The organism is Variovorax sp. PEI5 (assembly GCF_056679935.1).
Map to the genome: position 1 here is coordinate 230,577 of NZ_JBWXPH010000002.1, position 26,096 is coordinate 256,672.

The 26,096-nt window shown below is 67.1% G+C and carries 21 protein-coding genes; 19 read left to right on the plus strand and 2 right to left on the minus strand.

Annotation, left to right across the window (positions count from 1 at the left end; genetic code table 11):
• Positions 1-250: 250 nt before the first annotated feature.
• A complete protein-coding gene (locus AC1MLT_RS17555) occupies positions 251-1,996 on the minus strand; it encodes an ATP-binding cassette domain-containing protein (protein ID WP_481035354.1) in 1,746 nt (581 codons plus the stop codon).
• Between the two features lie 192 nt (positions 1,997-2,188).
• Here AC1MLT_RS17555 and AC1MLT_RS17560 point away from each other — a divergent pair, with 192 nt between their 5' ends.
• The 6 genes from AC1MLT_RS17560 to AC1MLT_RS17585 all read left to right on the plus strand — a co-directional run bounded on the left by AC1MLT_RS17560 (position 2,189) and on the right by AC1MLT_RS17585 (position 9,865).
• Positions 2,189-3,433: an EAL and HDOD domain-containing protein gene (locus AC1MLT_RS17560; RefSeq protein ID WP_481035356.1), complete on the plus strand. Its 1,245-nt coding sequence runs from the start codon at positions 2,189-2,191 to the stop codon at positions 3,431-3,433.
• A gap of 317 nt (positions 3,434-3,750) precedes the next feature.
• On the plus strand, positions 3,751-5,877 hold the full coding sequence (locus AC1MLT_RS17565) for a putative bifunctional diguanylate cyclase/phosphodiesterase (protein ID WP_481035358.1): 2,127 nt from the start codon (positions 3,751-3,753) through the stop codon (positions 5,875-5,877).
• Between the two features lie 43 nt (positions 5,878-5,920).
• A complete protein-coding gene (locus tag AC1MLT_RS17570) occupies positions 5,921-6,787 on the plus strand; it encodes a MurR/RpiR family transcriptional regulator (RefSeq protein WP_481035360.1) in 867 nt (288 codons plus the stop codon).
• Positions 6,788-6,968: 181 nt separating this feature from the next.
• Positions 6,969-8,420, plus strand: coding sequence for an MFS transporter (locus tag AC1MLT_RS17575; protein ID WP_481035361.1), 1,452 nt, complete (start codon positions 6,969-6,971; stop codon positions 8,418-8,420).
• Entirely contained in the window at positions 8,417-9,082 is a 666-nt protein-coding gene (locus AC1MLT_RS17580; RefSeq protein ID WP_481035362.1) for an aspartate/glutamate racemase family protein, read from the plus strand. The genes AC1MLT_RS17575 and AC1MLT_RS17580 overlap by 4 nt, the downstream gene beginning before the upstream one ends.
• Positions 9,083-9,184: 102 nt before the next feature.
• On the plus strand, positions 9,185-9,865 hold the full coding sequence (locus AC1MLT_RS17585) for a hypothetical protein (RefSeq protein WP_481035363.1): 681 nt from the start codon (positions 9,185-9,187) through the stop codon (positions 9,863-9,865).
• 59 nt (positions 9,866-9,924) lie between these two features.
• Here AC1MLT_RS17585 and AC1MLT_RS17590 read toward each other — a convergent pair whose 3' ends face one another.
• Positions 9,925-10,218 (minus strand): hypothetical protein, encoded by a 294-nt coding sequence (locus AC1MLT_RS17590; protein ID WP_481035364.1) that lies wholly within the window; start codon positions 10,216-10,218, stop codon positions 9,925-9,927.
• Between AC1MLT_RS17590 and AC1MLT_RS17595 the strand changes: the two genes are divergently transcribed.
• The 13 genes from AC1MLT_RS17595 to AC1MLT_RS17655 all read left to right on the plus strand — a co-directional run bounded on the left by AC1MLT_RS17595 (position 10,217) and on the right by AC1MLT_RS17655 (position 26,093).
• Positions 10,217-11,941: a type I secretion system permease/ATPase gene (locus AC1MLT_RS17595; protein ID WP_481035365.1), complete on the plus strand. Its 1,725-nt coding sequence runs from the start codon at positions 10,217-10,219 to the stop codon at positions 11,939-11,941. The two genes, AC1MLT_RS17590 and AC1MLT_RS17595, sit on opposite strands and share 2 nt — an antisense overlap.
• A complete protein-coding gene (locus AC1MLT_RS17600; RefSeq protein WP_481035366.1) occupies positions 11,938-13,338 on the plus strand; it encodes an HlyD family type I secretion periplasmic adaptor subunit in 1,401 nt (466 codons plus the stop codon). Before AC1MLT_RS17595 ends, AC1MLT_RS17600 begins: the two co-directional genes overlap by 4 nt.
• A gap of 145 nt (positions 13,339-13,483) precedes the next feature.
• Positions 13,484-14,206 carry a hypothetical protein gene (locus AC1MLT_RS17605; RefSeq protein WP_481035368.1) on the plus strand — a complete coding sequence of 241 codons (723 nt, stop codon included), beginning with the start codon at positions 13,484-13,486 and terminating at the stop codon, positions 14,204-14,206.
• Between the two features lie 119 nt (positions 14,207-14,325).
• Positions 14,326-14,940 carry a hypothetical protein gene (locus tag AC1MLT_RS17610; RefSeq protein WP_481035369.1) on the plus strand — a complete coding sequence of 205 codons (615 nt, stop codon included), beginning with the start codon at positions 14,326-14,328 and terminating at the stop codon, positions 14,938-14,940.
• A gap of 70 nt (positions 14,941-15,010) precedes the next feature.
• Positions 15,011-15,889 (plus strand): hypothetical protein, encoded by an 879-nt coding sequence (locus AC1MLT_RS17615; protein ID WP_481035371.1) that lies wholly within the window; start codon positions 15,011-15,013, stop codon positions 15,887-15,889.
• A 224-nt stretch (positions 15,890-16,113) separates the two neighbouring features.
• The gene (locus AC1MLT_RS17620) at positions 16,114-18,342 is read left to right on the plus strand and encodes a hypothetical protein (RefSeq protein WP_481035372.1); all 2,229 of its coding nucleotides are present in this window, start codon (positions 16,114-16,116) and stop codon (positions 18,340-18,342) included.
• Between the two features lie 176 nt (positions 18,343-18,518).
• Positions 18,519-19,568 carry an ABC transporter ATP-binding protein gene (locus tag AC1MLT_RS17625; protein ID WP_481035373.1) on the plus strand — a complete coding sequence of 350 codons (1,050 nt, stop codon included), beginning with the start codon at positions 18,519-18,521 and terminating at the stop codon, positions 19,566-19,568.
• 64 nt (positions 19,569-19,632) lie between these two features.
• A complete protein-coding gene (locus AC1MLT_RS17630; RefSeq protein ID WP_481035374.1) occupies positions 19,633-20,913 on the plus strand; it encodes an ABC transporter substrate-binding protein in 1,281 nt (426 codons plus the stop codon).
• A gap of 18 nt (positions 20,914-20,931) precedes the next feature.
• Positions 20,932-21,822 (plus strand): ABC transporter permease, encoded by an 891-nt coding sequence (locus tag AC1MLT_RS17635; protein ID WP_481035375.1) that lies wholly within the window; start codon positions 20,932-20,934, stop codon positions 21,820-21,822.
• Position 21,823: 1 nt separating this feature from the next.
• Entirely contained in the window at positions 21,824-22,723 is a 900-nt protein-coding gene (locus AC1MLT_RS17640) for an ABC transporter permease (RefSeq protein WP_481035376.1), read from the plus strand.
• Between the two features lie 18 nt (positions 22,724-22,741).
• Positions 22,742-23,524: a GntR family transcriptional regulator gene (locus AC1MLT_RS17645; protein WP_481035377.1), complete on the plus strand. Its 783-nt coding sequence runs from the start codon at positions 22,742-22,744 to the stop codon at positions 23,522-23,524.
• A gap of 25 nt (positions 23,525-23,549) precedes the next feature.
• The gene (locus AC1MLT_RS17650; protein ID WP_481035379.1) at positions 23,550-24,287 is read left to right on the plus strand and encodes an aspartate/glutamate racemase family protein; all 738 of its coding nucleotides are present in this window, start codon (positions 23,550-23,552) and stop codon (positions 24,285-24,287) included.
• 489 nt (positions 24,288-24,776) lie between these two features.
• Complete coding sequence (locus AC1MLT_RS17655) at positions 24,777-26,093, plus strand: polysaccharide pyruvyl transferase family protein (RefSeq protein WP_481035381.1); 1,317 nt, start codon at positions 24,777-24,779, stop codon at positions 26,091-26,093.
• Positions 26,094-26,096: the final 3 nt, after the last annotated feature.

The window sequence follows — 26,096 nt, forward strand, 5'->3', positions numbered from 1 at the left end:
CACACGCGAGGGTCCAGCGCGGATCGGAGGATCCGGCGGACCACGGTGCGGTCTTATGGAGGTGTGACGGAGTGGAAGTAGCCGCGCGGCAGGTTCTTGCCACGGCGCGATGCCGGTGCAGAACGGAGGGTGACGCCACGCGATGCCATGACGCTATGTTACTTCCTTAACACCTTAGTAGACAACCGCTTTCAGGGCGCGATCCGCGCGCCAGAGATCGGAAATGCCTGAAATGCACGCTTGCGCCCTGTCATCCGGCACCGCGCCGCGCCAGCACCTCGTCGCGCGGTCCGGCATCGACCACGCGTCCGGCCTCCACCACCACCACCGTGTCGAAGCGCGCCAGCAGGCTCGGCCGATGCACCGAGGCGACGATGCAGGTCGAGGGAAAGGCGGCCGCCATGCGCTCGAAGACGCGGCCCTCGGCCAGTGGATCGAGCGCGCTGGTCGGCTCGTCGAGCAGCAGCAGCGAACTGCCCTGCGCGGCCAGGGCGCCGCGCGCCAGTGCCAGGCGCTGCCGCTGGCCACCGGAGAGATTGGCGCCGCGCTCGTTGAGCGGGCTGGCCAGGCCGGCGGGCAGGCGCTGCAGCACCTCGTCGAACACGCCCGCGTGCACCGCCGCGTCCAGGCGCTGCGCATCGGCCGGCACGCCGAAGGTGAGGTTCTCCTCGACGCTGGCCTCGAACACCTCGGCCTCCTGCGGGATCAGCGTGGCCAAGGTGCGCAGTTCGGCCCAGTCGACCGCCACGCCATCGCGCCACAGCGCGCCCTGCTGCGGACGGTAGAGGCCGGCCAGCGTGCGCAGCAGGGTGCTCTTGCCGCCGCCGCTCGGGCCGATCAGCGCCACGCGCGCGCCGCGTCGCAGGGTCAGGTCGACGCCCTGCAGGCCGCCGCGCGCATCGTCGGCATGGCGCCAGGAGGCCGCGCGCAGTTCCAGCGTCGTCCAGGGCGCGTCGGGCACCACGGCGGGCACCGTCGCCTCGGGGTCGCCCGGCGCGGCCCAGATCGGTTCGGCGCTGCCGTAGTCGGTGTGCATGCGCGCGAAGCTCTGGAAGTTGGAGGCCATCGCGCCGACCACCGAGGCCGCCTGCTGCGCATATTGATAGATCATGAAGACCGTGCCCAGCAGCACCGTCTGGCCCGGCTGCCGGGTCTGCAGCACATAGACCACCACCAGGATCCAGGTCAGTCCCATGCCCAGCAGGTCGACGGCGAACCACTTGCCCTCGCCGACCATCACGGCCCGGCGCAATGGCGCGATGACGGCATCCATGCGCCGGCCCAGCAGCCGGCGCGAGGCCGCCTGCAGGCGCAGCCCGATCACCGTGCCGGCATTGCCGACGAAGTCGAGCAGGGCGGCGGCATAGCGCCGCTCGGCATCGTTCTCGGCCCGGGCGAGCTGCATCAGGATGCGGTCGAAGCGCAGGATGATGAGCGCGATGATCACGTAGCCCGTCACGGCGATGGCGCCGCTGGTGCGCGAGAGCAGCGCCAGCGCGACGATCGGGCCGACGAAGTTGAAGGCGCTCTGCAGGTAGCCGAACTGGTTCTGGGCGAAGTCCGACAGCGCCCGGCTGGCCTGCGTCACCCGGTGCTGCAGCTCACCCGAGTGGCGGCCGTCGCGCCACGCCAGCGGCGCCGCCGTGATGCGCGCATAGAGCAGGTCGGCCAGCCGCTCACGCACCCGCACGCCGACATTGCGCTCCAGCACCCGACCCGGGCCGTGCAGCAGCCACGACGCCAGGTAGATGCCGATCAAGGCGCCGATCCAGCGGCCCGCCGCGGCCAGGTCGCCGCGCTGCAGCGCGTTGATGGCCTGCGCGGCCAGCCAGGGCATGAACAGGCGCATCAGCTGGGCCGCCGACAGCAGCGCGGCGGCGCCCAGCAGCTGGGCGCGCACGCCCTCGGCATGGCGCCACAGCGCGCGATAGAGCTCGCGCGCCGCGCTGCCCAGGCCGATGGCGGGGGTCTTGGAGGGAGTGTCCGGCACCGTCATTCGGTCGTCGCTTGGAGCAAATCGCCATTGTGCCCAGGCGGGCATCGGTTCCGCCGCTGCCGGACGCCGCATGCGAGTCGGCCCTCAAGACGGCAGCGCGACTGCCGAAATCAGGGCGGGGGCCGGCGGGCGCGCCTCCGGCGGCGTGGTCCGCCCCGCCCGCCGGCCTTCTCGCATCGCATCGAGAACGCCATGACACCCACCATCGAGACCGAAGCGGCCCTGAGCGTGTTGCTCGGCCGGCAGCCGATCCTGGACCGCGCCGGCGCGCTGGTCGCCTACGAACTGCTGTTCAGGGGCGGCGCCGCCGACACGGCCTGCGTCATCGACGACCACGCCGCCACCGAGCAGGTGATCCTGAATGCGATCGCGCAGTTCGGCGTCGCCGGCGCGCTGGGGCCGCATCGGGGCTTCGTCAACATCGGCCGGGCCTCGCTCGACGCCGATGTCCTGCTGCTGCTGGAGCCCGGGCGTTTCACGCTGGAATTGCTGGAGCACGTGGTGATCGATGCTGAGGTCGAGGCGGCGTTGTTCCGGATGCAGGCCGCCGGCTTCCAGATCGCGCTCGACGACGTCACCGCGCTCGATCGCATCCCGGCGCGGGTGCTGGCCCTGGTCGATGTCGTCAAGATCGACCTGCGCGAGACGCCCGCGGCCGACTGGGCCGGGCTGATCCACGCCATCCACGCCGCCGGCTGCCGGGTGCTGGCGGAGAAGGTCGAGACGCGCCGGGAATTCCGCCAGCTGCTCGACCTGGGCGCCGACCTGTTCCAGGGCTACTTCTTCGCCCGGCCCGAGATCCTGCGCCAGAGCCCGATCAGCGCCTCGCAGGCCGCGTTGTTGAAGTTCAGCCAGATGCTGGCGAGCGATCCGACCCTGGTCGACCTGCAGTCGGAGGTCAAGCGCAGTCCGGTGCTGCTGGCGCAGCTGATGAAGTTCGCCGGTTCGGCCTCGGCCGCCGGGCGGCAGGACCTGACGGTGGGCGAGGCCATCGCGCGCGTCGGCACCCGCCAGCTCAACCGGCTGGTGCAATTGCTGCTGTTCGCCAGCGAGGGGCGCGACGACCTGGCCGACGATCCCCTGCTGCAGCTGGTCCATGCGCGGGCCTGCTTCATGGAGTCGATGGCGCGCGAGCTCGCGGGCGACGACGACGATTTCGCCGACATGGCCTTCCAGACCGGCATCTTCTCGCTGATGCATGTCGTCACGCGCCAGACCCGCGCGCAGCTGCTGCAGCAGCTGGGCACCAGCCCGCGCATCGCGGCGGCCATCCTGCGCTCCGAAGGCCGGCTGGGCGACCTGCTGCTGATCGCCGAGCACATGGAGGGCTTCGAGGCCGCCAGCGCGGCACCGGCCCTGGCGCGCTGCCGCATCGACTTCGGCCGGCTCAGCGCGTTGTTCACCCGCGCGACGCAGGAGACGCTGTCGAGTCCGTGATTGCAAGGATTGAATCCCTGCAACCCAATTCATGAATCATCGAGGACGAGTCCGGCCACATCATCAGACTCGGGTATTGCATCGATATGCGAGTGCAATTGATGTCGATTTGCATCGAAGGGTCGATGGGGGCATCCGGGTCAGCCGCCATGCCACCCGGGATGTCGGAGAACTCCGCGAAAGCGATCTCCCGCCCGGGCCCAAAGACGATCGCCCCGAGATCGCCCTGCAGAATACCCGCCAGACCGCATGGATGGTGGGTCACGGCGAGTCATCGCATCCGCCCCCGCTTCAAACATCGACGCAATGAGCACCAATTGATTTCCGTCCAATACGATCACGGCATCGTCGCGATGTCCCTGCTGATCGCCACGTTCGCATCCTATGTGGCGCTGGATCTGGCGCAGCGGGTCCGGACCCGCGATGTCGCGCTCGCGCGGGCCTGGTGGGCCGGCGGCTCGGTGGCCATGGGAACCGGCATCTGGTCGATGCATTTCGTCGGCATGCAGGCGGCGGACTTCTCGTTCAGGGTCGTGTTCGACTATGCATTGACCTTCTGGTCCTGGGTCGCGGCGGTGGCCGCGTCCGGTGTCGCGCTCTACATCGCCAGCCGCTCGCGGCTCTCGATCCGGCGGCTGCTGAGCGGCGCGCTCGCCATGGGCGGCGGCATCTGCACGATGCACTACATGGGCATGGCGGCGATGCAGGTGGTGCCGGACATCGAGTGGTCGCCGGGCTGGGTGGTGGTCTCGGCGGGCGTCGCGATCGGTGCCTCCGCCATGGCGCTGATCGTGGTCTTCGGCCTGCGGCGGCTGACCGAGGGAACCGCGCGGGGCGCGCAGGCGATGGCGTCGCTGATGCTGGGTGCCGGCATCGGGGGCATGCACTACAGCGGCATGGCGGCGGCGAACTTCCCGCTGGGTTCGACCTGCTTCGATCCCGCCGGTGGCCTGCAGGGCGACCAGATGGGCGTGATCGTCGCGGTGGCGACGATCGGCCTGCTGGTGATCATCACCTTCACGTCGTCCATCGACGCCCGCATGCAGGCCAAGGCGGCGACATTGGCCTCCTCGCTGCAGCAGGCCAATGGCGAGCTGCAGCGGCTGGCCTTCAGCGACGGACTGACGGGGCTGCCCAACCGGCACGACTTCGAGACTCGCCTTTCGGCCACGGCCGAGCGTTGCGCGCGCGACCACGACACCTTCTTCGTGCTGCTGCTCGATCTCGACGAGTTCAAGCAGGTCAACGATGCCTTCGGCACCGGCTTCGGCGACGAGGTGCTGTGCCGGATCTCCGCGCGCATCAGCCGCGCGGTGCGTGCCGTGGACACCGTGGCGCGACTGGGCAGCGACGAGTTCGTCGTGCTGGTCGAGGGCCGCGCCGAGGCTGAACTGGCCGGGCGCGTCGCGCAGCGCATCGTCGACGCGGTCTCCGAGCGGATCGTGGGCGCGGATTTCGAGACCCGGGTGTCGTGCTCGATCGGCATCGCCCGGTTCCCCGCCGATGGCCCGGCCGACCGGCTCATGACCCATGCCGGCAGCGCGATGCGCGCGGCCAAGCAGGCCGGACGCGGCTGCCATGTGTTCTTCACGTCGCAACTCGACGACAGCGTGCGCGAGCAGACGGCCTTGCGCAACGACCTGCGCGAATCGATCGAGAAGCGCGAACTGGAGCTGCACTACCAGCCCAAGGTGCTGGCCGATGGCCGCACCGTGACCGGCGTCGAGGCGCTGGCGCGCTGGCGCCATGCGTCGCGCGGGATGGTGAGTCCGGCTGTCTTCATTCCCATGGCGGAGCGCTTCGGCCTCATCAGCGCCCTGGGCCACTGGGTCGTCGAGGAGGCCTGCCTGCAGATCGCCCGCTGGGAGGCCCAGGGACTGTCGATGCGCGTGGCGGTCAACGTGTCGCTGCACCAGCTCAAGCAGGAGGGCCTGGTCGAGCACATCGCGCTGATGCTCGAACGCCATGGCGTCGCGCCATCGCGCCTGATCCTGGAGATCACCGAATCGGCGGCGATGGAGGACGTGGAGCGCACGCAGCGGCTGTTCGAGCGTCTCGCCGCGCTCGGCGTCGGTTCGTCGATCGACGATTTCGGCACCGGCTATTCGAGCCTCTCGCACCTGCGCAAGCTGAGGGTGCGCCAGCTGAAGATCGACCGCTCCTTCGTCTGCGACCTGGAGGGCAGCATGGATGCCCGCGTGATCGTCAAGGCCGTCATCGACCTGGCGCACGCGCTGCATGTCGATGTCGTCGCCGAGGGCGTGGAGACGGCGGCCCAGTGCGACGTGCTGACCGCCATGGAATGCGACGAGCTGCAGGGCTATTTCTATTCGCGGCCACTGGCGGCCGACGCGGTGCGCGCGTGGATGCTCGAGTTCACGCAGTCCGGCGGGACGTCGGCCAGGGACCGGGCGCCCACGGGCATGTCCTCGCTGCCGGTTTGAGGAGCCGGGGGACAATGCCACGCCGCCGCCCGCTCCGTTTCGAATGACATCCTCCACGTCTCCCGCTCCGACCTCCTTCCTGGCCCAGATCCGGCACATGCGCGATGCCCTGCCGCCGAGCGAGCAGCGGCTGGGCGACTTCATCCTGAACTTCCCCGGCGACCTCGCGAGCTACACCGCCTCCGAACTGGCGGCGCTGGTCGAAGTCTCCAACGCCACCGTGACGCGCTTCGTGCGGCGGCTCGGCTACGACGGCTACGAGGCGGCGCGCCGCCATGCGCGCGAGGAGCGCGCGGAAGGCTCGCCGCTGTTCCTGGAGCCGTTGCGCGAGGGCGCGCCGGAGGGCTCGATCGAGGCCCATGTCCAGCGCGCGCAGCAGAACATCGCGGCCACCTTCGGCGCGCTCGACGAGGCCATGGTCGACGCCATCGCGCAGGCGATCGTCCGGGCGCGCGGCGTCTGGTTCCTCGGCCATCGCAACAATCGCAACTTCGCCTCCTACCTGCGCTGGCAGCTGGCGCAACTGCTGCCGCGCACCCAGGTGATCCCCGGCGCGGGAGAGACGCTGGGCGAGTACGTCGCCGACCTCGATGCCGACGACGTGCTGGTGGTGTTCGCGCTGCGGCGCAGTCCGGGTCTGAGCGCGCGTTTCGCCGAGCAGGCCATCGCCGGCGGGACCCGCGTGCTCTATGTCACCGATCCGCTGTCGCGCGCGCCGGCTGGCGCGCGGTGGGTGGTCCGATGCCATTCGAGCGCCCCCGGTCCGCTGGACAACCATGTCGCGCTGATGCTGCTGTGCGACCTGCTGGCCACGCGCGTCATGGCACAGGCCGGCGCCGCCGGCCGGCAGCGGCTGTCGCGGGTCGAGGCGGCGCACGACGCCCTGGCCGAACTGCGCCCGGAACGCTGAGCCCGCGCGGCCGGGCGCATTCCCGGGCCTCGGTTGCATCGCCCATTCATGAAAAATGGTTTTCATGAATGGGATGGCATGCAAAATGCTTTTCTCGGACGGATGCCTCGCCGAGGCACCGGAACGGGGCGCGTCACGCGACCCGCCTTCCCCACCACGTTCGAGAAACCGAGGATCTGCCATGGCAGGAGAACCCATCGCGGCATCGTCCGCACCCCAGAGCGCCCAGATGCGCCAGCTCGAGGCCGCGCTGGACGGCATCGGCGTCACGCGCTCGCACAAGACCATCATCTTCCTGGTGGTCTGCGGCGTGCTGTTCGACGTCTTCGAGCAGAACGCGGTCGGCCTGGTCGGTCCGCTGCTGCGCGCGCAGTGGGGACTGAGCGCGACCGACATCGGTTTTCTCAACACCATCACGTTCATCGCCGCCGCCACCGGCCGCCTGGGCTCGGGCTATTTCGCCGACCGCAAGGGCCGCCGCTTCATGCTCAACGTCAACCTGGCGCTGTTCACCTTCGGCGCCATCCTCTGCGCGCTGGCGCCCAACTACACGGTGCTGTGCATCGGCCGCTTCATCGTCGGGCTGGGCCTGGGCGGCGAGATCACCACGGCGGTGACCATGCTGGCGGAGTTCTGCTCGGCACGCTTCCGCGGCACCGCCGTGGGCCTCATCAACGTCGGCGGCGGCGGGCTGGGCAACATGCTGGCGCCGGCCTTCGCGCTGGGCGTGTTCGCGATCTTCCCGGGGGCCGACGCCTGGCGCTGGCTGTTCGCCTGCCTGGTGCTGCCGGCGATCTTCATCGTCTTCTATCGCCGCTTCGTGCCGGAGACGCCGCGCTACCTGCTGTCGCAGGGGCGCGTGAGGGAAGCCAACGAGGTGCTGTCGATGCTGGCGTCGGGCCGGCTGGCCAATGGCACCTATCCGGTCCACGACTACATCACGGCGGCCGCCGAGGCCGAGGCACCGGCGCGGCGCCGGACCTCGCTCGGCGACATCTTCAGCGGCCCCTACGCGCGGCGCACCATCGCGGTGGGCATCGCCTCCTGGATGACCTTCGGTGCCCAGCTGTCGGTGCTGACGTTGATGCCGACCATCCTGGTGGCGCAGGGCTACTCGATCACCAGGAGCTTCGCCTTCACCATCGTGATGCAGAGCGGCAGCCTGCTGGGCGCGATCGCGGCCTCGGTCCTGGGCTACAACTTCCCGCGCAAGCGGGTGCTGACCTTCGGTGCGATCGCGGCCTGCCTGGCGGGCCTGGCGTTCGGCAACCTCACCAGCAGCGTCGCCATGATCCTGCTGTTCGGCGCGCTGTTCCAGTTCTGCGTGCTCACGCTCAACACCTCCATCTGGATCTACGCGCCGGAGCTCTATCCGACGCGCATGCGCGGCCTGGGCGTGTCGTTCCTGCTGGCGCTGGGCACCGTGGGCGGCGCGCTGTCGCAGCTGGCGGCTGGCCGGATGTTCGACCTCCATGGCGTCGCCGGCATGTTCGGGATGATCGCGGTGATGTACGCCATCTTCGCGGTGGCGGTGCAGTTCGCGCCGGAGACCTTCGGGCGGTCGATCGAGGGCGAGGCCGGCGAGGGCGCGCCGCCCGCGCCGCTGCCCACGGCACAGACCGTCCGCCCATGAAGCCCATCGTCCTGCTGATCAATCCCAACACCTCGAGCGAGACGACGGCCATGATGCACGGCATCGCGCGCGCCGCCCTGCCGCCCGAGTTCGCGCTGGAGAGCGAGACGGCCGCGCGCGGCGCCCGCATGATCACCAGCGCCGAGGCACTGGCGACGTCGGTCGACGAGGTGGTGGCGATCGGTCGACGGAACGCTTCGCGCGTGGCGGCGATCGTGATCAGCGCGTTCGGCGATCCCGGATTGGCGATCCTGCGCGAGCGGGTCGGCGCGCCGGTCGTGGGCATCGGCGAGGCGTCGCTGCGCGAGGCTGCCGAGGGCGGGCGGCGCTTCGGCGTCGCCACCACGACGCCGGAGCTGGAGGTGCCGATCGTCGCGGCCGTGGAACGGCTGGGGCTGTCGGGGCAGTTCACGGGTTGCCGCATCCCGCCGGGCGATCCGCTGGCGCTGGCGGCCAATCCTGGACTCCAGGACGAAGCACTGGCCGAGGCGGTGCAGGGGGCCATCGAGCAGGACGGGGCGCAGGCGGTGGTGATCGGCGGCGGTCCGCTGGCGCGCAGCGCCGAGCGCATCGCGGGGCGCTTCGCGGTGCCGGTGATCGAACCGGTGGCGGCGGCGATGCGGGCCGTCGCCGGGCGCCTTGCGAGTTTCCAGAGGGGTTGAAAACCACCCACGTTTTCGCCGCCGGATGAGTGACGGGCCCGATTGCCTCTGACATGACGGCGGGGTAGCCTCCAGGCTCCAAAAACAACCAGGAGCCTGCCGATGACCCGTCGATCCTTGCTTTCCGCTGGCGCCGCTGCCGCGACCGTTGCCCTGATCGTCGGCTGCACCGCCATGGGGCCGTCCAGCGGCAACCCCATGAGCTTCTTCGTCACCAGCGCCAATCCCGGCAAAGGCGGCGACCTCGGCGGCTTGGCCGGAGCCGATCGCTTCTGTCAGTCGCTGGCCACCAGCGCCGGGGCTGGCGACAGGACCTGGCGTGCGTACCTGAGCACCGAAGCGATGGACGGGCAGCCGGCGGTCAACGCCCGCGACCGGATCGGCGCCGGTCCCTGGACCAACGCCAAGGGCGTCGTCGTCGCCACCAGCGTGGCCGACCTGCACGGCGCCAACGCCAAGGTCGGCAAGGACACCTCGCTGACCGAGAAGGGCGACGTGGTCTCCGGCTTCGGCGACCCGGTCAACCGCCACGACATCCTCACCGGCTCGCGTCCCGACGGGACATTGGCCATGCCCGCACCCGGCAAGGACACCACGTGCGGCAACTGGACCCGGAGCGAGGGCGGTTCCGCCATGGTCGGTCACCACGACCACAAGGGCACCAACCCCGATCCGGTCGCCAATGCCTCGTGGAACTCCTCGCACGGCACGCGAGGCTGCAGCATCGATCAGCTCAAGGCCAGCGGCAGCGCGGGACTGATGTATTGCTTCGCGACCCGCTGAGTCGAATCGGTAATCGCCTCGGGTCCGGCGCTGCGGCCGAGCGCCCGGTCACCGTCGGGTCACGCCTTGACGCGCGTCGTTGCCAAGCGGCTCGAGCCTGTGACTTTTTTGGCGCTTGCTGTCCTTGACGCCAGCACCCCGAAGTTGTTGACACTTCTGTCGGTGATCGCGCACTGACAATCCCGGCCGCCGGCGAGGCGCCAGGGATTCACCTGCTGCCCGCACCGTGCGATGCGGCTCCAGGGAGGGGCGATTTCAATGTCTTCGAACCACAAAGAGGTCTCGTTCGCGGGCCTGCTCGTGCCATGGTCCTCGTCGGGAGGCGCCGGTGCGGTGTTCCTCGCGAGTTCCATGTCCCACCTGCTGCTGCTGATCCCGACGCTGGTCACACTGCAGATCTACGATCGCGTGCTCGGCAGCCGGCGCGCCGAGACCTTGCTGATGCTGCTGGCTGCCGCGGCACTCTCGCTGGCGGCGTGGTGGATGGTCGAGACGGCACGGGTCCGCTGGTACGCGGCGTGGGCCACCGAGCGTGAGCAGCAGGTCGGCCGTGAGCTCACACCGCTCGTGCTCGACCTGCCTGCGGCCACCGCAGCGACCCTGTCCCCACAGATCTGGCGCGACCTCGCCGTCTGGCGTGGCCACCTCGGCGGACCCACGTCCATCGCGATCACGGACCTGCCCTGGACCCCGGTCTACCTGCTGGTGATCACGGCCTTCCATCCCCTGCTCGGGTGCATCGCGCTGGCGGGCATCGTGGCTCTGGTCGCGCTGGCCTGGCTCACGGAATGGCGGCTGAGCGCGCCCAGCGCGGCGGCCGAGCAGGCCCAGGGCCGGGTTCAGCGCCAGGCGGGCGAGATCGCGGTGTTCCGGGACGTGCTGCACGCCCACGGCCAGCAGGCGCAGGTGGGCACCGCATTGGACGCGCTGATGACGCGCGCCGCCCACGCCCGGCTGGATACCGAACTGCCCGGCCACAGCCTCAGGACCTGGGGCAAGCTCGTACGTCAGGTGCTGCAGTTCGCCATGCTGGCCGCGGGCGCCTGGCTGGTGATCCAGGGCCAGGCGACGGGCGGGGTCATGATCGCGGGCAGCATGCTGCTGGGCAAGGCGTTGATGCCACTGGAGATCCTCATCGGCAGCTGGAAGCAGCTGCTGCAGGCGCGCCAGGCGGCGGCCCGGCTCTCGCGCATGCTCGCCGCCCGGCGCCATGGGGAGCGCTCGCGTCCGGAGACACGCCTGCCCGCCTGCCAGGGCCACATCCTGGTGACGAACCTCGGCGTGCGGCCTTCGCCCCACGAGGCCGCCCTGCTGCACGACCTGAGCTTCGATCTGCCGGCGGGCGCGATGCTCGCCGTGCTCGGTGAGAGTGGCAGCGGCAAGAGCACGCTCGCGCGCGTGCTCGCGGGCATCCAGGCGCCCACCCACGGCGAGGTCGCCCTCGACGGCGCGGCCCTGCAGCAGTACGGCGTCCAGGCACGGGGACGGGCCACGGGCTACCTGCCACAGGAGGTGCTGCTGCACGGCGGCAGCATCGCGCACAACATCGCACGCCTGTGGCAGGCGTCCGAGCCGTTGAGCGAGGCGCAGAGCCAGGCGGTGGTGCAGGCGGCACGCCGTGCTGGCGCCCACGAGCTGATCACCGCGCTGCCTCGGGGCTACGACACCCGCCTGGGCCAGGAGCCCGGTGCCGTGCCGCTGTCGGGCGGCCAGCGCCAACGCATCGCGCTGGCCCGTGCGCTCTACGCCACGCCGGGCGCCGACCAGGCCGTGCCGCGCCTGATCGTGCTGGACGAGCCCAGCAGCCAGCTCGACGCCGAGGGCGACGCGGCGCTGGAGCGCTGCCTGCACGGCCTACGGCGCCTGGGCTCGACGGTCGTCGCGGTGACGCATCGGCCGCATCTGATCGCGCTGGCCAGCCACGTGCTGCTGCTGCGCGGCGGCGCGGTGGAGCGCTTCGGGCCGCGCGACGAGGTCCGGCGCTGGCTCGCGCAGCGCCATCAGTCGGCGTGCAAGGCCCGGGGTGAATCGCCGCCTTCGCCTGGGCCCGTGCCCCGGCAGGAGGCACGGGCATGAGGGCGGATGTCATGCAGGTCGCGGACGTCGCGAGCCCGCCGCTGCCATCTCCATCCTCGGCGCCGTGGCGGCTGGAGCAGCGCCGCGCCCTGCGCCTGGGCATCGTCGGCGCGGTGATGGGCGCACTGACGTTGAGCGCCTGGGCCGCGCTCGCGCCGTTGGCCTCGGCGGTCGTGGCCGAGGGCACGGTGAAGTCCCTGGGTGAGCGCAAGAGCGTCGTGCACGCCGAGGGCGGCATCGTCGCGGCCATCCACGTCAAGGACGGCGACCGCGTGACGGTGGGCCAGACCCTGGTCACGTTGGCCGACGAACGCGTGGCCGCCAGCGCGCAGGCCTTGCGCGAGCAGGGCGCGGCCCAGGCGCTCAAGGCCCAGCGACTGCAGGCCGAGACCACCGGAGCGCCCTTCGTGCCCGATGTGCAGGCATTGCAGGGATTCGCGATGGACGGCGACACCGCCCACCTGCAGCGGCTGGCCGGACGCGAGAGGGAGCTCTTCACCGCGCGTGCTCGCCAGCAGGCCGAGCAGACCCATTGGCTGGCCGAACAGCTCGCACAGACCCGGCGCGAGATCGCCACCCAGCAGGAACTCATCGCGACGACCGATTCGGCCCTGAAGCTCGCCCAGCGCGACCTCGCGGCCAACGAGAAACTCCGCGCCGAAGGCTTCGTCAGCGACGCCCGGCTGAGCGAACTGCAGCGCGTGGTCGCGGACTATCGCGCCCGGGCGCAGGGCACCCAGACCCAGCTCGCGCAGGCGCGCCAGCGCGAGGCCGACATCCAGCTGAAGCTCTCGACCCAGAAGACCGAGTTCGCGCGCGCGGCGGCCGACGAGATGAAGGACGTGACGGCCCGCCTCGCGCAAACCACCCAGGAATTGCGCCCGGCGCGCGACGCCCAGACCCGCCAGCACATCGTGGCCCCCGTGGCCGGCGAGGTGGTGGACCTGAAGGTGCACACCGTGGGCGCGGCCATCGGCCCGCGCGAGCCGGTGCTGGAGATCGTTCCGGCCGATTCCGACTTGGTGATCGAGGCGCGCATCGCGCCCGGCGACATCCGCGATGCCCAGGAGGCCCGGGCCCGGGGCGCGCCGGCCCACGTGATGCTCACCGCCTACCGGGCACGCGCGACGCCGCAGGTGGAAGGAGTGCTGAGCTACGTGGGCGCGGACCGGCTGACCGATCCGCGGGGTCAGAACCCGGCCGCGCCCTATTACGTGGCGCGCATCACCGTGAGCCCACGCGCGCTCGAGGTGGCCGGTGAACTGGCTGGGCAGACCCTGACGCTCACGCCCGGCATGCAGGCCGAGGTGTTCATCACCACCGGCGAGCGCAGCGCCTGGCGCTATCTGTTCGATCCGCTGATCGATGGCATCCGGCGGAGTCTGAGAGAGCGGTGATGACGTCGGAATCATGGCGTCCGAGCCGATCTCGACGCCAGGAATTGCGGGCGCTTGTCTTATTGGATGCTGTATCGAATGGGAGGTGATGAAAAATACAACGTAGTTGGAAATCGGATCAAAAAAACAAAGGGAGAGTCATGAAATGAAAAGACGACTGAAATTAAAAATTGCGCTGCTGACAATGGCGGCCATCGCGGGGTGCGGTTCTCCGCCAAATGTGCAGGAAATGGCAACTGTTTCTCCCGAGGTGAATGCCTTGCCGAGCGCTGTTCCCCTGTCCTGCGTTGAACGAAGCGCTGCAACCCGACCTCCGAAGCATCCCATCGTCGAACTAGTCTGGTGCATTGCGGAAACCGATGAGCTGTATGACCCCGATCATTTGTTTCATGAGACCTTGGGTATTAAAAAGTACACAACATCCGAGGGCGTGCCTTGGGGTATAAAAACAGGCGCCGGTGCCAATGAAAATACTCAACTTCCAGCAGGCATTTTTAGCTTTATTTTTGAGCGAAAAACACCTAAAGGAATTGATGAGCTAGGCAGTCGATATCTTTCCATCAGTATGGGTTATCCAGGCGTCTGCGTGAAAACAGCAGATGTGGAAGCTACTTTCGGAAAAGATTCATGGTTGACTGCAGTTCCTATTGTAGTTCCAAGCTCTGCTTCCGCCGGAGTGTTGCCGCTTTCATCGAAAAGCAAAGTAAATCCCTATGGAATTTTTTTCAAATCTCCGCGCCTTTTTATGAGAGATGCAAGTGGGTCAGTCAGTTTCATTTTTAAAAACGAGGAATGTTTTTCGCATATAACCATGCAGCGCAATCTTGATCTTTTTACATATCGAAAAATGCAGGGAATTAAAAAATGAATTCAACTCCGCCCATTACCATCGAATGGCTAAACAATAGGGATAACAGATTTAGCGCATACAATATATCTGCAGACGCACTAGCTCTTATCAATAGATCAGAATCAATAAAATCTGACATGAGGGCCTATGCAATTAGCATTAATGTTGAAGAAGCGCAAATCAATTCCACATCAGGACTCGGTCAATATCGTGCGCCTATTGCAGGTGATGAATCGAATTCTGGAAAACGCGGCTATCTGGACATTGCAGCCGACCGCTTCAGCACCCCAGAAGGCACCGTCCAGATCCTCGCCCACGAACTCGGCCACTTCCGCGTCGAGGAGCCCGGCGCCGCCATCGCCAATGCGCGGGCCAATGCCTGGACCGCGCGAGACCAGAGCGCCTACGAAAGCGCCTGCAATCTCACCGAGGGCTATGCCCGCCTGAACGAAGTCCGCGTGGGCAACGAACTGGTCGCTGCCACGCGCGCGCAGGCCGCAGCGGAAGGCCGCGATCTGTCCGCTCACGAGCGGGTGTTCGTCGATCGTTGGTCGGGAAGCGGAGCCTTCGCGAATTCTCCGGAAGGCAGCGCGCACAACATCGTCCAGCGGATCGAGCAGGAAGCCGCGGCGGATGGCAAGTTCCATTCGCTGCAGGAGATCGCCAATGCGGCGGCCATCGCTTCGGACAACGACAACGGAGCAAAACAAAATGTGCATGAATTTCTTGAAAGAGCTTTTGTCAAGAAGTGAAAAGCTCTTTCGAGAAATTCCATGTAAATGTTGGTGAATTTTCGATTTATCAAAAATAGGGATTTGCTTAATGAGATTTTCCGGCAACTTGTTTTTTAATTCAATACCAAAGAAAGGCGATGTAAAAAGTATAAAACAATCAATGAATCAGATGAATCAGATGAATCAGATGAATCAGATGAATCAGATGAATCAGATGAATCAAAATCAAAGGGAGAATCATGAAATGATAAAAATACTGAAATTCAAAATTGCGCTGCTGACAATAGCGGCCATCGAGGGGTGCGGTTCTCCGCCAAGTCTGCAGCAAACGGAAACCGTTCCTTCGGACGCGACTGCAACGCCGGGCGCTGTCCCCCTGTCTTGCGTCGAACGAAGCGCTGCAACCCGACCACCGAAGCATCCTATCGTTGAATTGGCCTGGTGCATTGCGGAAACCGATGAGTTGTACGATCCAGATCATCTGTTTCACGAAAATCTAGGCATTGCAAAGTATGGAGTATCTGAGGGCGTTACATGGGGAATACAGGTAGGCGCAAATGCCAAAGAAAACAGCAGGCTTCCAGAAGGGATACGCGCATTCATTTTTATGCGAAAAAATCCCAAGGGAATTGATCAACCAGGCGATCGATATCTTTCATTTGAATTAAATCCGAAAGACTTCTGCGTCCGGATGACGGATGTCGAGGCGACTTTTGGTACAGATTCATGGCTATCAGCAGTCCCTCTCGCCATTCCTGCTCCCAAATCGGATAACATATCCCTAGCGCCTTTGAAAAATAAGAAAAATCCTTATGGTGTTTTTTACAAGTCACCACGTCTATTTATGAGGGATGTAAGCGGGCAGGTCAGTTTCTACTTTGCATATGAGGAATGCGTTAGAAACATTGCCATACAAAGTAGTCTCGATGCATTTTCTTATCGAAAACTACAAGAAGGTGGAAAATGAGTAAAACTCCGGCAATTACAATTGAATGGCTAAGAACTGAGGCCAATAGGTTTGGTGCATACAATATTTCGGCGGAGGCGTTGGCTCTTATCAATAGTTCTGAAATAATCAAAGCCGACATGAGGGCCTATGCGATTAGCGACTATGCTGGTCCTGGGCAGATAAGTGCCACGGCGGGTCTCGGTCAATATAATGCCTATGTTGCGGCTAGCGATTTGTCCGTCGTGAAACCCGGCTATCTGGACATCGCAGCCGACCGCTTCAGCACCCCAGAAGGCACCGTCCAGATCCTCGCCCACGAACTCGGCCATTTCCGCGTCGAGGAGCCCGGCGCCGCCATCGCCAATGCGCGGGCCAATGCCTGGACCGCGCGAGACCAGAGCGCCTACGAAAGCGCCTGCAATCTCACCGAGGGCTATGCCCGCTTGAACGAAGTCCGCGTGGGCAACGAACTGGTCGCTGCCACGCGCGCGCAGGCCGCAGCGGAAGGCCGCGATCTGTCCGCTCACGAGCGGGTGTTCGTCGATCGTTGGTCGGGAAGCGGAGCCTTCGCGAATTCTCCGGAAGGCAGCGCGCACAACATCGTCCAGCGGATCGAGCAGGAAGCCGCGGCGGATGGCAAGTTCCATTCGCTGCAGGAGATCGCCAATGCGGCGGCCATGGCGCTGGGCGACGACTACAAGGGATACCAGACGTCGTCGACGGGCGAGACGTATTTCGACTTTTGCCGAAGAGGTGCGCAAGCGGTGATCTCCGGCGGTGCCACGCCCGCGCCACCCTCGGCCTACGGTCAGGAACGGTTCGAGACGACCTACAACGCCGATGGCTCAGTCGCGAACAGTTCGGTCGCGGTGACGCTCGGCGATGGCGACGAGCACGTCACGGTGTTCGATGCTTCGGGTCGCACGCTCTGGACCACCGAGATCGACGGCGCTTTCGACGACGCCGACTACGCCTGGCGCACCACGGCCTACGACGCACAGGGCCGCGTCGACTTCACCCAGACCCATCGCGATGACGGCTCGCGCAACGACTGGGACAACGACCAGGACGGCACCCAGGGTTGGAAGAGCAGCGACGTGCACTTCGACGCCCAAGGCCGCAGGGACTGGCAGCGGGTGATCGAAGACGATGACAGCGTCGTCTGGATCGACGCCGACCAGGCCGACGAACGCGGCAACAGCGTGTGGTCGAGCCACACCGATGCCCAGGGTCGCCAGGACTGGCAGCGCGTGATCCAGGACGATGGCAGCGTCGACTGGATCGACTTCGATCAGGCCGACGAGCGCGGCAGCAGCATCTGGTCGAATCACACCGATGCCCAGGGTCGTCAGGACTGGCAGCGCGTGATCCAGGACGATGGCAGCGTCGACTGGATCGACTTCGATCAGGCCGACGAGCGAGGCAACAGCGTGTGGTCGAGCCACACCGATGCCCAGGGCCGTCAGGACTGGCAGCGCGTGATCCAGGACGATGGCAGCGTCGACTGGATCGACTTCGATCAGGCCGACGAGCGCGGCAACAGCGTGTGGTCGAGCCACACCGATGCCCAGGGCCGCGAGGACTGGCAGCGGGCGGTCAAGGACGATGGCAGCGTCGACTGGACGGACTTCGACCAGGCGGGCGAGTTCGACCATCGCGTCTGGTCCAACCACAGTGATACGCAGGGCCGAGAGGACTGGCGCGACGTCGTCCTGGACGACGGCGGCCGCGACTTCACCGATTTCGATCAGACGAACGTGCGCGGCGATCGAGTCGTCACGACGCGTTACGACATCAGGGGGCTCGAGGATTGGCGCGATGCGACACTGGACGACGGGAGTCGAGACTGGAGTGATTTCGATCAGACGAACGTCCGTGCCGACAGCGTGGTGGCGAGTCACTTCGACGCGCAAGGCCGGGAAGACTGGCGCAATGCCGTCATGGATGACGGCCGCCGCGACTGGACGGACTTCGACCAGGATGGCAGCCAAGGATGGAACCGGGCCGAGTCGCACTATGACGCTCAGGGCCGAGAAGACTACTCGGACTTCTTCATGGACGACGGCCGGCGCAATTCGTTCGACCACGACCAGGATGGCAGCCATGCATGGAGTCGTTTCGACGCAGGTTTCGATGCTTCGGGCCATCTGGACGCATCCACCCGGTACTTCGACGATGGTTCGCGCTTGTCCATCGATTACGACCATTTCGGAGCAGGTGTGAACGAGATGCTCGGCTACAACGCCCAGGGTCAGCTCAACCTGATTGCCCGGGAATACCATGGAATCGTGCTCACGAGCGGTGGCAGATGGAATCCTGCCTATGGCGACGGCCTGCACGTAGTCACCGTGATCAATGCCAATACCGGTGCCTTGTCGACGCCCATTCAGAGTCCCGCGCCCATATCAGTGCCGGACCCCGATCCGTGGCCCAACGCCCACGCCGAGGTCGGACCCATGACACCCGCCTGACGACGCGATGATCGTCTTCTCCTGGAAGGCTCCCACGGCCGCATCCTGACACGGCGGCAGGCACGGTCCGTTCCAGGTCAGGCTTGGGGCTGTGCCTCCAAATCGTGCACCGGGGCAATGGGCGCGTCTTCCCAACCTGTGTACAGGTTGGCACGCAACCTGCATACAGCTCCGGCATGAAGCCCAGCCCCGTGCCGAACATTCATGCCAATGCCGTCGCTCCGGCCAACGCCAGCGCCATCGAGCTCATCGCCCTCAGCAAGCGCTATGGCGATGGCGCGCCGGCCGTGGACGCCATCGACCTGCAGGTCGCGCCGGGCAGCTACTGCTGCCTGCTGGGCCCCTCGGGCTGTGGCAAGAGCACCACCTTGCGCATGATCGCCGGCCACGAGAGCGTGACCAGCGGCGACATCCTGCTGCACAACCGCAACATCACCGACCTGCCGGCCTCCGGGCGCGGCACGGCCATGATGTTCCAGAGCTTCGCGCTGTTCCCGCATCTCTCGGCGCTGGACAACGTCGCCTTCAGTCTGAAGATGAAGGGCGTCGCCAAGACCGAGCGCCACAGGCGTGCCGCCGACCTGCTCGAGCGCGTCTCGATGGGGCCCTTGGCGCAGCGCAAGCCGCACGAACTCTCCGGCGGGCAGCAGCAGCGCGTGGCGCTGGCGCGGGCGCTGATCACCGAGCCCAAGGTGCTGCTGCTCGACGAGCCGCTCTCGGCGCTCGACCCGTTCCTGCGCGTGCAGATGCGCGCCGAGCTGCGCCGCTGGCAGAAGGACCTGGGCCTGACCTTCATCCATGTCACCCACTCGCAGGAGGAGGCCATGGCGCTGGCCGACACCATGGTGGTGATGAACCGAGGCAGCATCGCGCAGGTCGGCTCGCCGCACCAGATCTACAACCGGCCGGCGAGCGAGTTCGTGGCGCGTTTCATGGGCGGCCACAACGTGCTGACGCTGCCCACGGGCAAGGCCGCCGTGCGCAGCGACCACATGCGCCTGGCACCGCAGACGACCGGCTCGGTCGGCCTGCCCGCGACCATCACCGATGTCGAGTACCAGGGCACCTACGTGCTGCTCACCCTGCAGGCGCTCGATGCCGCCGGGGCCACCGCGGTGTCGGTGATGGTGCCGGAGTCGGCCTTCGGCGCGCAGCCCTGCCGCGAGATCGGCGAGCGGGTCTCGCTGTCCTGGGATCCGGCCGACGTGCATCCGCTGGCCGTCTGAGGCCGCCATCCCCCCTCATCCCGCAACCCCCCGTTTCCCCATCCATCCATCGCGAGGTCCCGCCATGAACGACGAACAGAACTCCCCGAACGCCACGCTGCAGCGCCGCGCCCTGCTCAAGGGCACCGCCGGCCTGGCCGGCATCCTCGCCACCGGCATGGCGCCGGTCGTGCACGCGCAGGAAGCCATCGTGCTGCGCTATCTGGGCACGGCGGTCAACCAGGACAAGGCCATCGCCGACAAGTTCAAGGCCGACACCGGCATCACGGTGCAATACGTCGCCGTGCCGACCGACGACGTGATCAAGCGCGCCGTCACGGCGCCCAACAGCTTCGACCTGATCGATGCCGAGTTCTTCTCGCTCAAGAAGATCGTGCCGACCGGCAACCTCAAGGGCATCGACACCCAGCGCATCAAGAACGCCGACAAGATCACCACGCTGTTCACCAAGGGCACCGTCAATGGCAAGGCCGTCGGCGACCAGGGCACCGCGCCCAAGAAGGTGATCTACCTCGAGGGCGAGAAGAGCAAGGTCTTCGCCACGACGCCGACGCGCTTCATGTCGCTGATCCCGACGGTCTACAACGCCGACACGCTGGGCATCCGGCCCGACCTGATCAAGCGTCCGATCACCAGCTGGGCCGAACTGCTCAACCCCGAGTTCAAGGGCAAGACGGCGCTGCTGAACATCCCCTCCATCGGCATCATGGACGCGGCGATGGTGGTCGAGGCGCTGGGCAGGTACAAGTATCCCGACAAGGGCAACATGACCAAGGCCGAGATCGACCTGACGATCAAGACCCTGATCGAGGCGAAGAGGGCCGGCCAGTTCCGCGCCCTGTGGAAGGACTTCAACGAGTCGGTCAACCTGATGGCCTCGGGCGAGGTGGTGATCCAGTCGATGTGGAGCCCGGCCGTGACGGCGGTGCGCACCAAGGGCATCGACTGCGTGTTCCAGCCGCTCAAGGAGGGCTATCGCGCCTGGGCCGCCGGCTTCGGCCTGCCGGCCACGCTGTCCGGGCGCAAGCTCGACGGCGCCTACGAGTTCATCAACTGGTTCCTCGATGGCTGGGCCGGCGCCTACCTCAACCGCCAGGGCTACTACAGCGCCGTGCTCGACACCGCCAAGGCCAAGATGGAAGCCTACGAGTGGGCCTACTGGATGGAGGGCAAGCCCGCCACGCAGGACATCAAGAGCCCCAAGGGCGACCTGCTGGCCAAGGCCGGCTCGGTGCGCGACGGTGGCAGCTACGACCAGCGCATGGGCGCCATCGCCTGCTGGAACGCGCTGATGGACGAGAACACCTACATGGTGCAGAAGTGGAACGAGTTCGTGGCGGCCTGACGGCCTGAAGCGCCCGCCATGAAAAGTCCTCGCGCCGGAGCGCTTCCGGCGTGGCTGCAGGCCACGCCGATGGGATGGGTGTTCCTGGTCTTCTTCGTGTTGCCGGTGCTGCTGGTGGGCGTGGTCAGCGTCTGGCCGCAGAACGAGTACACGCTGCAGCCGGGCTTCACGCTGGAGAACTACGCGACGATCCTGCGCGGCTGCCCGTTCGACGCTGAGTCGGGCGACCTGTGCGTGACCTTCAAGACCTACCTGTCGACATTGAAGTTCGGCGTGCTGGTGTGGGCCATCACGCTGGTGCTGGGCTTCACGATCGCCTACTTCGTCGCCTTCCACGTGCCCGGCCTGGCGGCGCAGACGGTGATCTTCACGCTCATGACGATCCCGTTCTGGACCTCCAACGTGATCCGCATGATCTCCTGGATGCCCCTGCTCGGGCGCAACGGCTGGGTCAACGACACGCTGCAGTCGCTCGGCGTGACGCGGGCACCGCTCGACTGGCTGCTGTACTCCGACTTCTCCGTGGTGCTGGCCTTCGTGCACCTCAACACCACCTTCATGCTGGTGCCGATCTTCAACTCGATGATGAAGATCGACCGCTCGCTGATCGAGGCGGCCGACGACTGCGGGGCCTCGGCCTGGCAGACCGTGTGGCAGGTGATCGTGCCGCTGTGCCGCACCGGCATCCTGATCGGCTCGATCTTCGTCGTCACGCTGGTGATGGGCGATTTCGTGACGGTGGGCGTGATGGGTGGCCAGCAGATCGCCTCGGTCGGCAAGATCATCCAGGTCCAGACCTCCTACCTGCAGTTCCCCCTGGCCGCCGCCAACGCGGTGGTGCTGCTGGGCGTGGTGATGCTGTTCATCGTCGCGCTCAACCGCCTGGTCGACCTCAGAAAGGAGCTGTGAGATGGCGTCCTCCTCTCGCTCCTCCCGCTCCCGCACGCGTGGCTTCTGGCCGCTGGCGCTGGTCTGCGCGCTCTACCTGCTGTTCCTCTACGGGCCGGTACTGACCATCTTCGCGCTGAGCTTCCAGGGCCCCGAGGGCGGGCTGACCTTTCCGATGCGCGGCGTCTCGCTGCACTGGTATCGCGAGCTCTGGAACGGCCTGGGCACGGTCGACATCGGCGCGGCGGTGCGTCGCTCGCTGGGTCTGGGGGTGGTGGTGATGGTGCTGACGGTGCTGCTGTCGCTGCTCGCCGGCCTGGCCTTCCGCAAGGGCCTGCGGGGCGGCCAGGCGCTGTTCTACACCTCGGTGGCCAGCCTGATCATGCCGTCGATCGTCGTGTCGCTGGGCATCGCATTGCAGTTCCGGCTGCTCGACGGCGCGGTCGGCGCGGCGCTCGATGCCTTCGGCTGGACCGCGGCGCGCGAGTCCTTCACGACGCTCACCGGGCTCTACAGCTCGGCCCTGGGCGCGCACCTGAGCTGGACGCTGCCCTTCGGCATGCTGATCATGTTCGCCGTCTTCAACCGCTTCAATCCGGCCTACGAGGAAGCCGCCCGCGACCTCGGCGCCACGCCCTGGCAGACGCTGCGCCATGTGGTGCTGCCATTGATCGGACCGTCGCTGGTGGGCGTGGGCATGTTCGGCTTCACGCTCAGCTGGGACGAGATCGCGCGCACCTCGCAGGCCATCGGCGACGTCAACACGCTGCCGCTGGAACTGCAGGGCCTGACCTCGACCGTGACGACGCCGTCCATCTACGCGCTCGGCACGGTGACCACGCTGCTGTCGCTGTGCGCCATCGGCCTGGCGCTGGGCGCGGCCCTGGTGCTGCGCCGCCGCGCGCGGGCCGCCGCGATCTGAGGCGCGGCGCGCGCACCGATGATGGCGCCGCGGGGCCCCGCGTCCAGACCCGACGGCGCGGACCCGGCCGCGGTCGCCGGCCCGGTGCCGGGAGCGCCGTTCGCACCGGTGCCGCCGGGCGACGAGGCGATCTACGAACGCATCCTGTCGGCGGTGCTCGATCGGCGCCTGCCGCCGGGCACGCCGCTGGTCGAGGAGCAGCTCGCGGGCGCCTTCGGCGTCTCGCGCACGCGCATCCGCCCGGTGCTGGCGCGGCTGGCCGGCGAGCACCTGGTGACGCTGACCCCGCACCGGCGCGCGACCATCACGCGGCCGACCGCGCAGGAGGCGCGCGAGGTCTTCGAGGCGCGTCGCCTGATCGAGCCCACCCTGGCGGCCTTGTTCGTCGAGCGCGCCAGCGCCGCCGACCTGGACGAGCTGCGCCATGGCGTCGTGGCCGAGGAGCAGGCGCGCCGGCGGGGTGACGCGCGGCGCGCCATCCGGCTGGCCGGCGACTTCCACATCCGGCTGTCGCAGGGCGCGTGCCACCTGACGCTCGGTCGCATCCTGCGCCAGCTGGTCTCGCGCACGACCCTGGTGCTCATGACCTACGGGCCCGATCCGCTGGCCGGGCCCGATGCCGCCTCGGCCTGCGGCTGCCACGACCACCGCGCATTGATCGACGCCCTGCGACTGCGCGATGCCGCCGAGGCCGCGCGCCGCATGGACGAGCACCTGGCCCGGCTGGAATCGCAGCTGTGCTTCACATCCGCCACGGCGCCCGCGCCCGACCTGGGCCGGCTGTTCGGCGCCGGCTCCTGACATCGCCCCGTTCCACCCGCCCGCCATGCCCCGCCTGCTCGTCGTCAATCCCAACACTTCCGGCACCGTCAGTGCCCTGCTGGCGACCCATGTGCAGGCCGCCTGTGGCGCGCGCGCCCGCGTCGACGTGGTCACGGCCCGGCTGGGCGCGCCCTACATCGCCTGCGAGGCGAGCTATGCCGTCGCCGGCCATGGCGCGCTGGATGCCTGGGCCGCTGCCGTGCGGCCACCGGCCGAGCCGCCCGGGGCCGTGCTGCTGGGCTGCTTCGGCGACCCGGGCCTGCTGGCATTGCGCCAGTGCGCCACGGTGCCGGTGGTCGGGCTGGCCGAGGCGGCGTTCCTGGAGGCCGCGCGCCACGGCCGCTTCGCCATCGTCACCGGCGGCATCGCGTGGGACCCGATGCTGCGGCGGCTGGCCCATGCGCTGGGCCACGGCGACGCGCTGGCGGCGATCGAGATCGTGGCTCCGACCGGCGCCGAACTGGCGGCCGATCCGCCGATGGCCGAGCGCGTGCTGGCCCAGGCCTGCGCCCGCGCCGCGACCGTCGATGGGGTGCGCGCGGTCATCGTCGGCGGCGCCGGCCTGGCCGGCCTGGCGGCACGGCTGCAGGGCGGATCGGCCCTGCCATTGATCGACAGCGTCGCGGCGGGCGCGCGCCGGGCGCTGGCGCTGCTGGATCCGGCGCCGCCCCGCGCGGTGTCGCGCTGCGGCGTGGCCTGGGGCGGCGTCTCGCCCGAGTTGCGGCGGCTCGGCGACGCCTGAGCGCCGCTGGCCGGCCGGCGCTCAGTGCCGGCGTCGGCCACGCGGTCCGTGCTGGCACCAGACACCCGCGACTCCGGGACGCCCGTCGTGCGCTTTTGGCGTCCTGTATTCATTGGTATTCAAATTTCGTGGTGTGACGCACCGCCTAGAAATGGAATGCCAATGAATACGCTAGTTTGAACTCTGTGAATATAAAATTCCGATTTTGATAAAAAAGTATTCAATGATTTGTTTTGTCAAATTAATGTTTTAAAGGAGTTTTCATTTCTTCAAAGGCGAATTTTTCAATTAAAGTCTGATGCTCTAAATGATTTTGATTGAAATAATAAGTTGTCGATTCTAAATATCCGATCAACTCATAGCCCAGGGGAAATAGCAATGCAATATCAGCCGGTCATGAATGCCGTGCGCTGGATCTGGAGGCTTTCGGGAGCCAAGACCGTGTGGACCGCCCATCGGTTCGGAACGCTTCAACGCGAATGGCTCCGCGTGGCCGGTCGCTGCCGGCCGTTGTCGTCGCGGCTGACGCGGATGCGCGTGGTGCTGATTCCCTGCGATCCGTTGCTGCTGACGGCCTCGCGCGGCGACGAGGCGATGCTGACCACGCTGATCGCGGCCTGCCGCGACATGTTCATCGATCCGGAATTCGTCATCGTCACGGCCGGTGCCGGGGCCGACGCGCTGGCGCGCCGGCTCGGGGCGCAACCCTGCCGGGCGCTGGAGCAGGGCCTGTCGCTCGATCACGCGCTCAAGCGGATCCTGGCGCTCAAGATCACGCACTGCATCACGCTCGGCGCGGACGTGATCGACGGCAGCTACGACCCGGTGTTCTCGGCGCGGCTGCTGGCCCTGACGGATCTGCTGGCGCGCAGCGGCGTGCAGAGCCTGGTCAATGGCTTCAGCTGGAGCCAGCACCCCTCTGCGCTGCTGGCGGCGATGTTCCCGAAGATGAGTCCGAAATTGACCTTCAATTCGCGCGATCCCATTTCGCAGAACCGCTTCATCGATTTCACGGGCGTCCCGGCGGAATTGACGGCCGACATCGCATTCCTCCTCAAGCCCGAATCGCTGCTGCACGAGAAGGTGCGGCCGCTCGCGACCTGGATCGCCGCCCAGCGCAAGCACCGCCACCAGGTCATCGGATTCAACATCCATCCGATGCTGGTGGACCTGGAGCAACGGCAGGCGCGGCTGCCGGCACTGATCGCCGAATTCAGCGCCGCCGTGCAGGAGATCATCGAATCCGAGGGCGTCAGCGTGCTGCTGCTGGAACACGATTTCCGCGGTGTCTCGGCCGATTTCAATTGCCTCGACCGGATCGAGGCGCATCTGCGGGCGCGGGGCTGCGGCGCCTATGTCCATCGCGCGTCGGAGCCGATGAATGCGGCCGAACTCAAGGCGGTGGCCGGCTGCCTCGACGGCGTGGCGACGGGACGGATGCATCTGGCCATCGCCGCGCTCGGGATGGGGGTGCCGGTGCTGTTGTTCGGCTACAAGGGAAAGATGGAGGGGCTGCTGAAGCACTTCTCGCTGGACGACCGCCTGCTGCTCACGGGCGCCGACCTGCTCGACCGTGGCAGACTGATCGCGCAGATGCGCCTGTTAATCGGCGAGGTGGCCGGCATCGAGCGACAGATCGAGCGCCGCCTGCCCGTCATCACCGAACTGGCCAGGAAGAACCTGTCCTCGTTCGAGTACCAGCGCGAGGTGCCCAAGGCGACGCGCTCGCACCTCGCGAGCGTGCCGAGCCCGAGCCCGGGCCTGCGACGCCTGGTCCCGGGCCGCTCCTCGCTCGACCTCTCCTAGGGA

Bases quoted from the DNA above. Each gene is read 5' to 3' on its own strand.
- AC1MLT_RS17555 (WP_481035354.1), bottom strand. From the start codon at position 1,996: ATGACGGTGCCGGACACTCCCTCCAAGACCCCCGCCATCGGCCTGGGC.
- AC1MLT_RS17560 (WP_481035356.1), top strand. From the start codon at position 2,189: ATGACACCCACCATCGAGACCGAAGCGGCCCTGAGCGTGTTGCTCGGC.
- AC1MLT_RS17570 (WP_481035360.1), top strand. From the start codon at position 5,921: ATGACATCCTCCACGTCTCCCGCTCCGACCTCCTTCCTGGCCCAGATC.
- AC1MLT_RS17575 (WP_481035361.1), top strand. From the start codon at position 6,969: ATGGCAGGAGAACCCATCGCGGCATCGTCCGCACCCCAGAGCGCCCAG.
- AC1MLT_RS17580 (WP_481035362.1), top strand. From the start codon at position 8,417: ATGAAGCCCATCGTCCTGCTGATCAATCCCAACACCTCGAGCGAGACG.
- AC1MLT_RS17585 (WP_481035363.1), top strand. From the start codon at position 9,185: ATGACCCGTCGATCCTTGCTTTCCGCTGGCGCCGCTGCCGCGACCGTT.
- AC1MLT_RS17595 (WP_481035365.1), top strand. From the start codon at position 10,217: ATGTCCCACCTGCTGCTGCTGATCCCGACGCTGGTCACACTGCAGATC.
- AC1MLT_RS17590 (WP_481035364.1), bottom strand. From the start codon at position 10,218: ATGGAACTCGCGAGGAACACCGCACCGGCGCCTCCCGACGAGGACCAT.
- AC1MLT_RS17600 (WP_481035366.1), top strand. From the start codon at position 11,938: ATGAGGGCGGATGTCATGCAGGTCGCGGACGTCGCGAGCCCGCCGCTG.
- AC1MLT_RS17605 (WP_481035368.1), top strand. From the start codon at position 13,484: ATGAAAAGACGACTGAAATTAAAAATTGCGCTGCTGACAATGGCGGCC.
- AC1MLT_RS17610 (WP_481035369.1), top strand. From the start codon at position 14,326: ATGAGGGCCTATGCAATTAGCATTAATGTTGAAGAAGCGCAAATCAAT.
- AC1MLT_RS17615 (WP_481035371.1), top strand. From the start codon at position 15,011: ATGAGATTTTCCGGCAACTTGTTTTTTAATTCAATACCAAAGAAAGGC.
- AC1MLT_RS17625 (WP_481035373.1), top strand. From the start codon at position 18,519: ATGAAGCCCAGCCCCGTGCCGAACATTCATGCCAATGCCGTCGCTCCG.
- AC1MLT_RS17630 (WP_481035374.1), top strand. From the start codon at position 19,633: ATGAACGACGAACAGAACTCCCCGAACGCCACGCTGCAGCGCCGCGCC.
- AC1MLT_RS17635 (WP_481035375.1), top strand. From the start codon at position 20,932: ATGAAAAGTCCTCGCGCCGGAGCGCTTCCGGCGTGGCTGCAGGCCACG.
- AC1MLT_RS17640 (WP_481035376.1), top strand. From the start codon at position 21,824: ATGGCGTCCTCCTCTCGCTCCTCCCGCTCCCGCACGCGTGGCTTCTGG.
- AC1MLT_RS17645 (WP_481035377.1), top strand. From the start codon at position 22,742: ATGATGGCGCCGCGGGGCCCCGCGTCCAGACCCGACGGCGCGGACCCG.
- AC1MLT_RS17650 (WP_481035379.1), top strand. From the start codon at position 23,550: ATGCCCCGCCTGCTCGTCGTCAATCCCAACACTTCCGGCACCGTCAGT.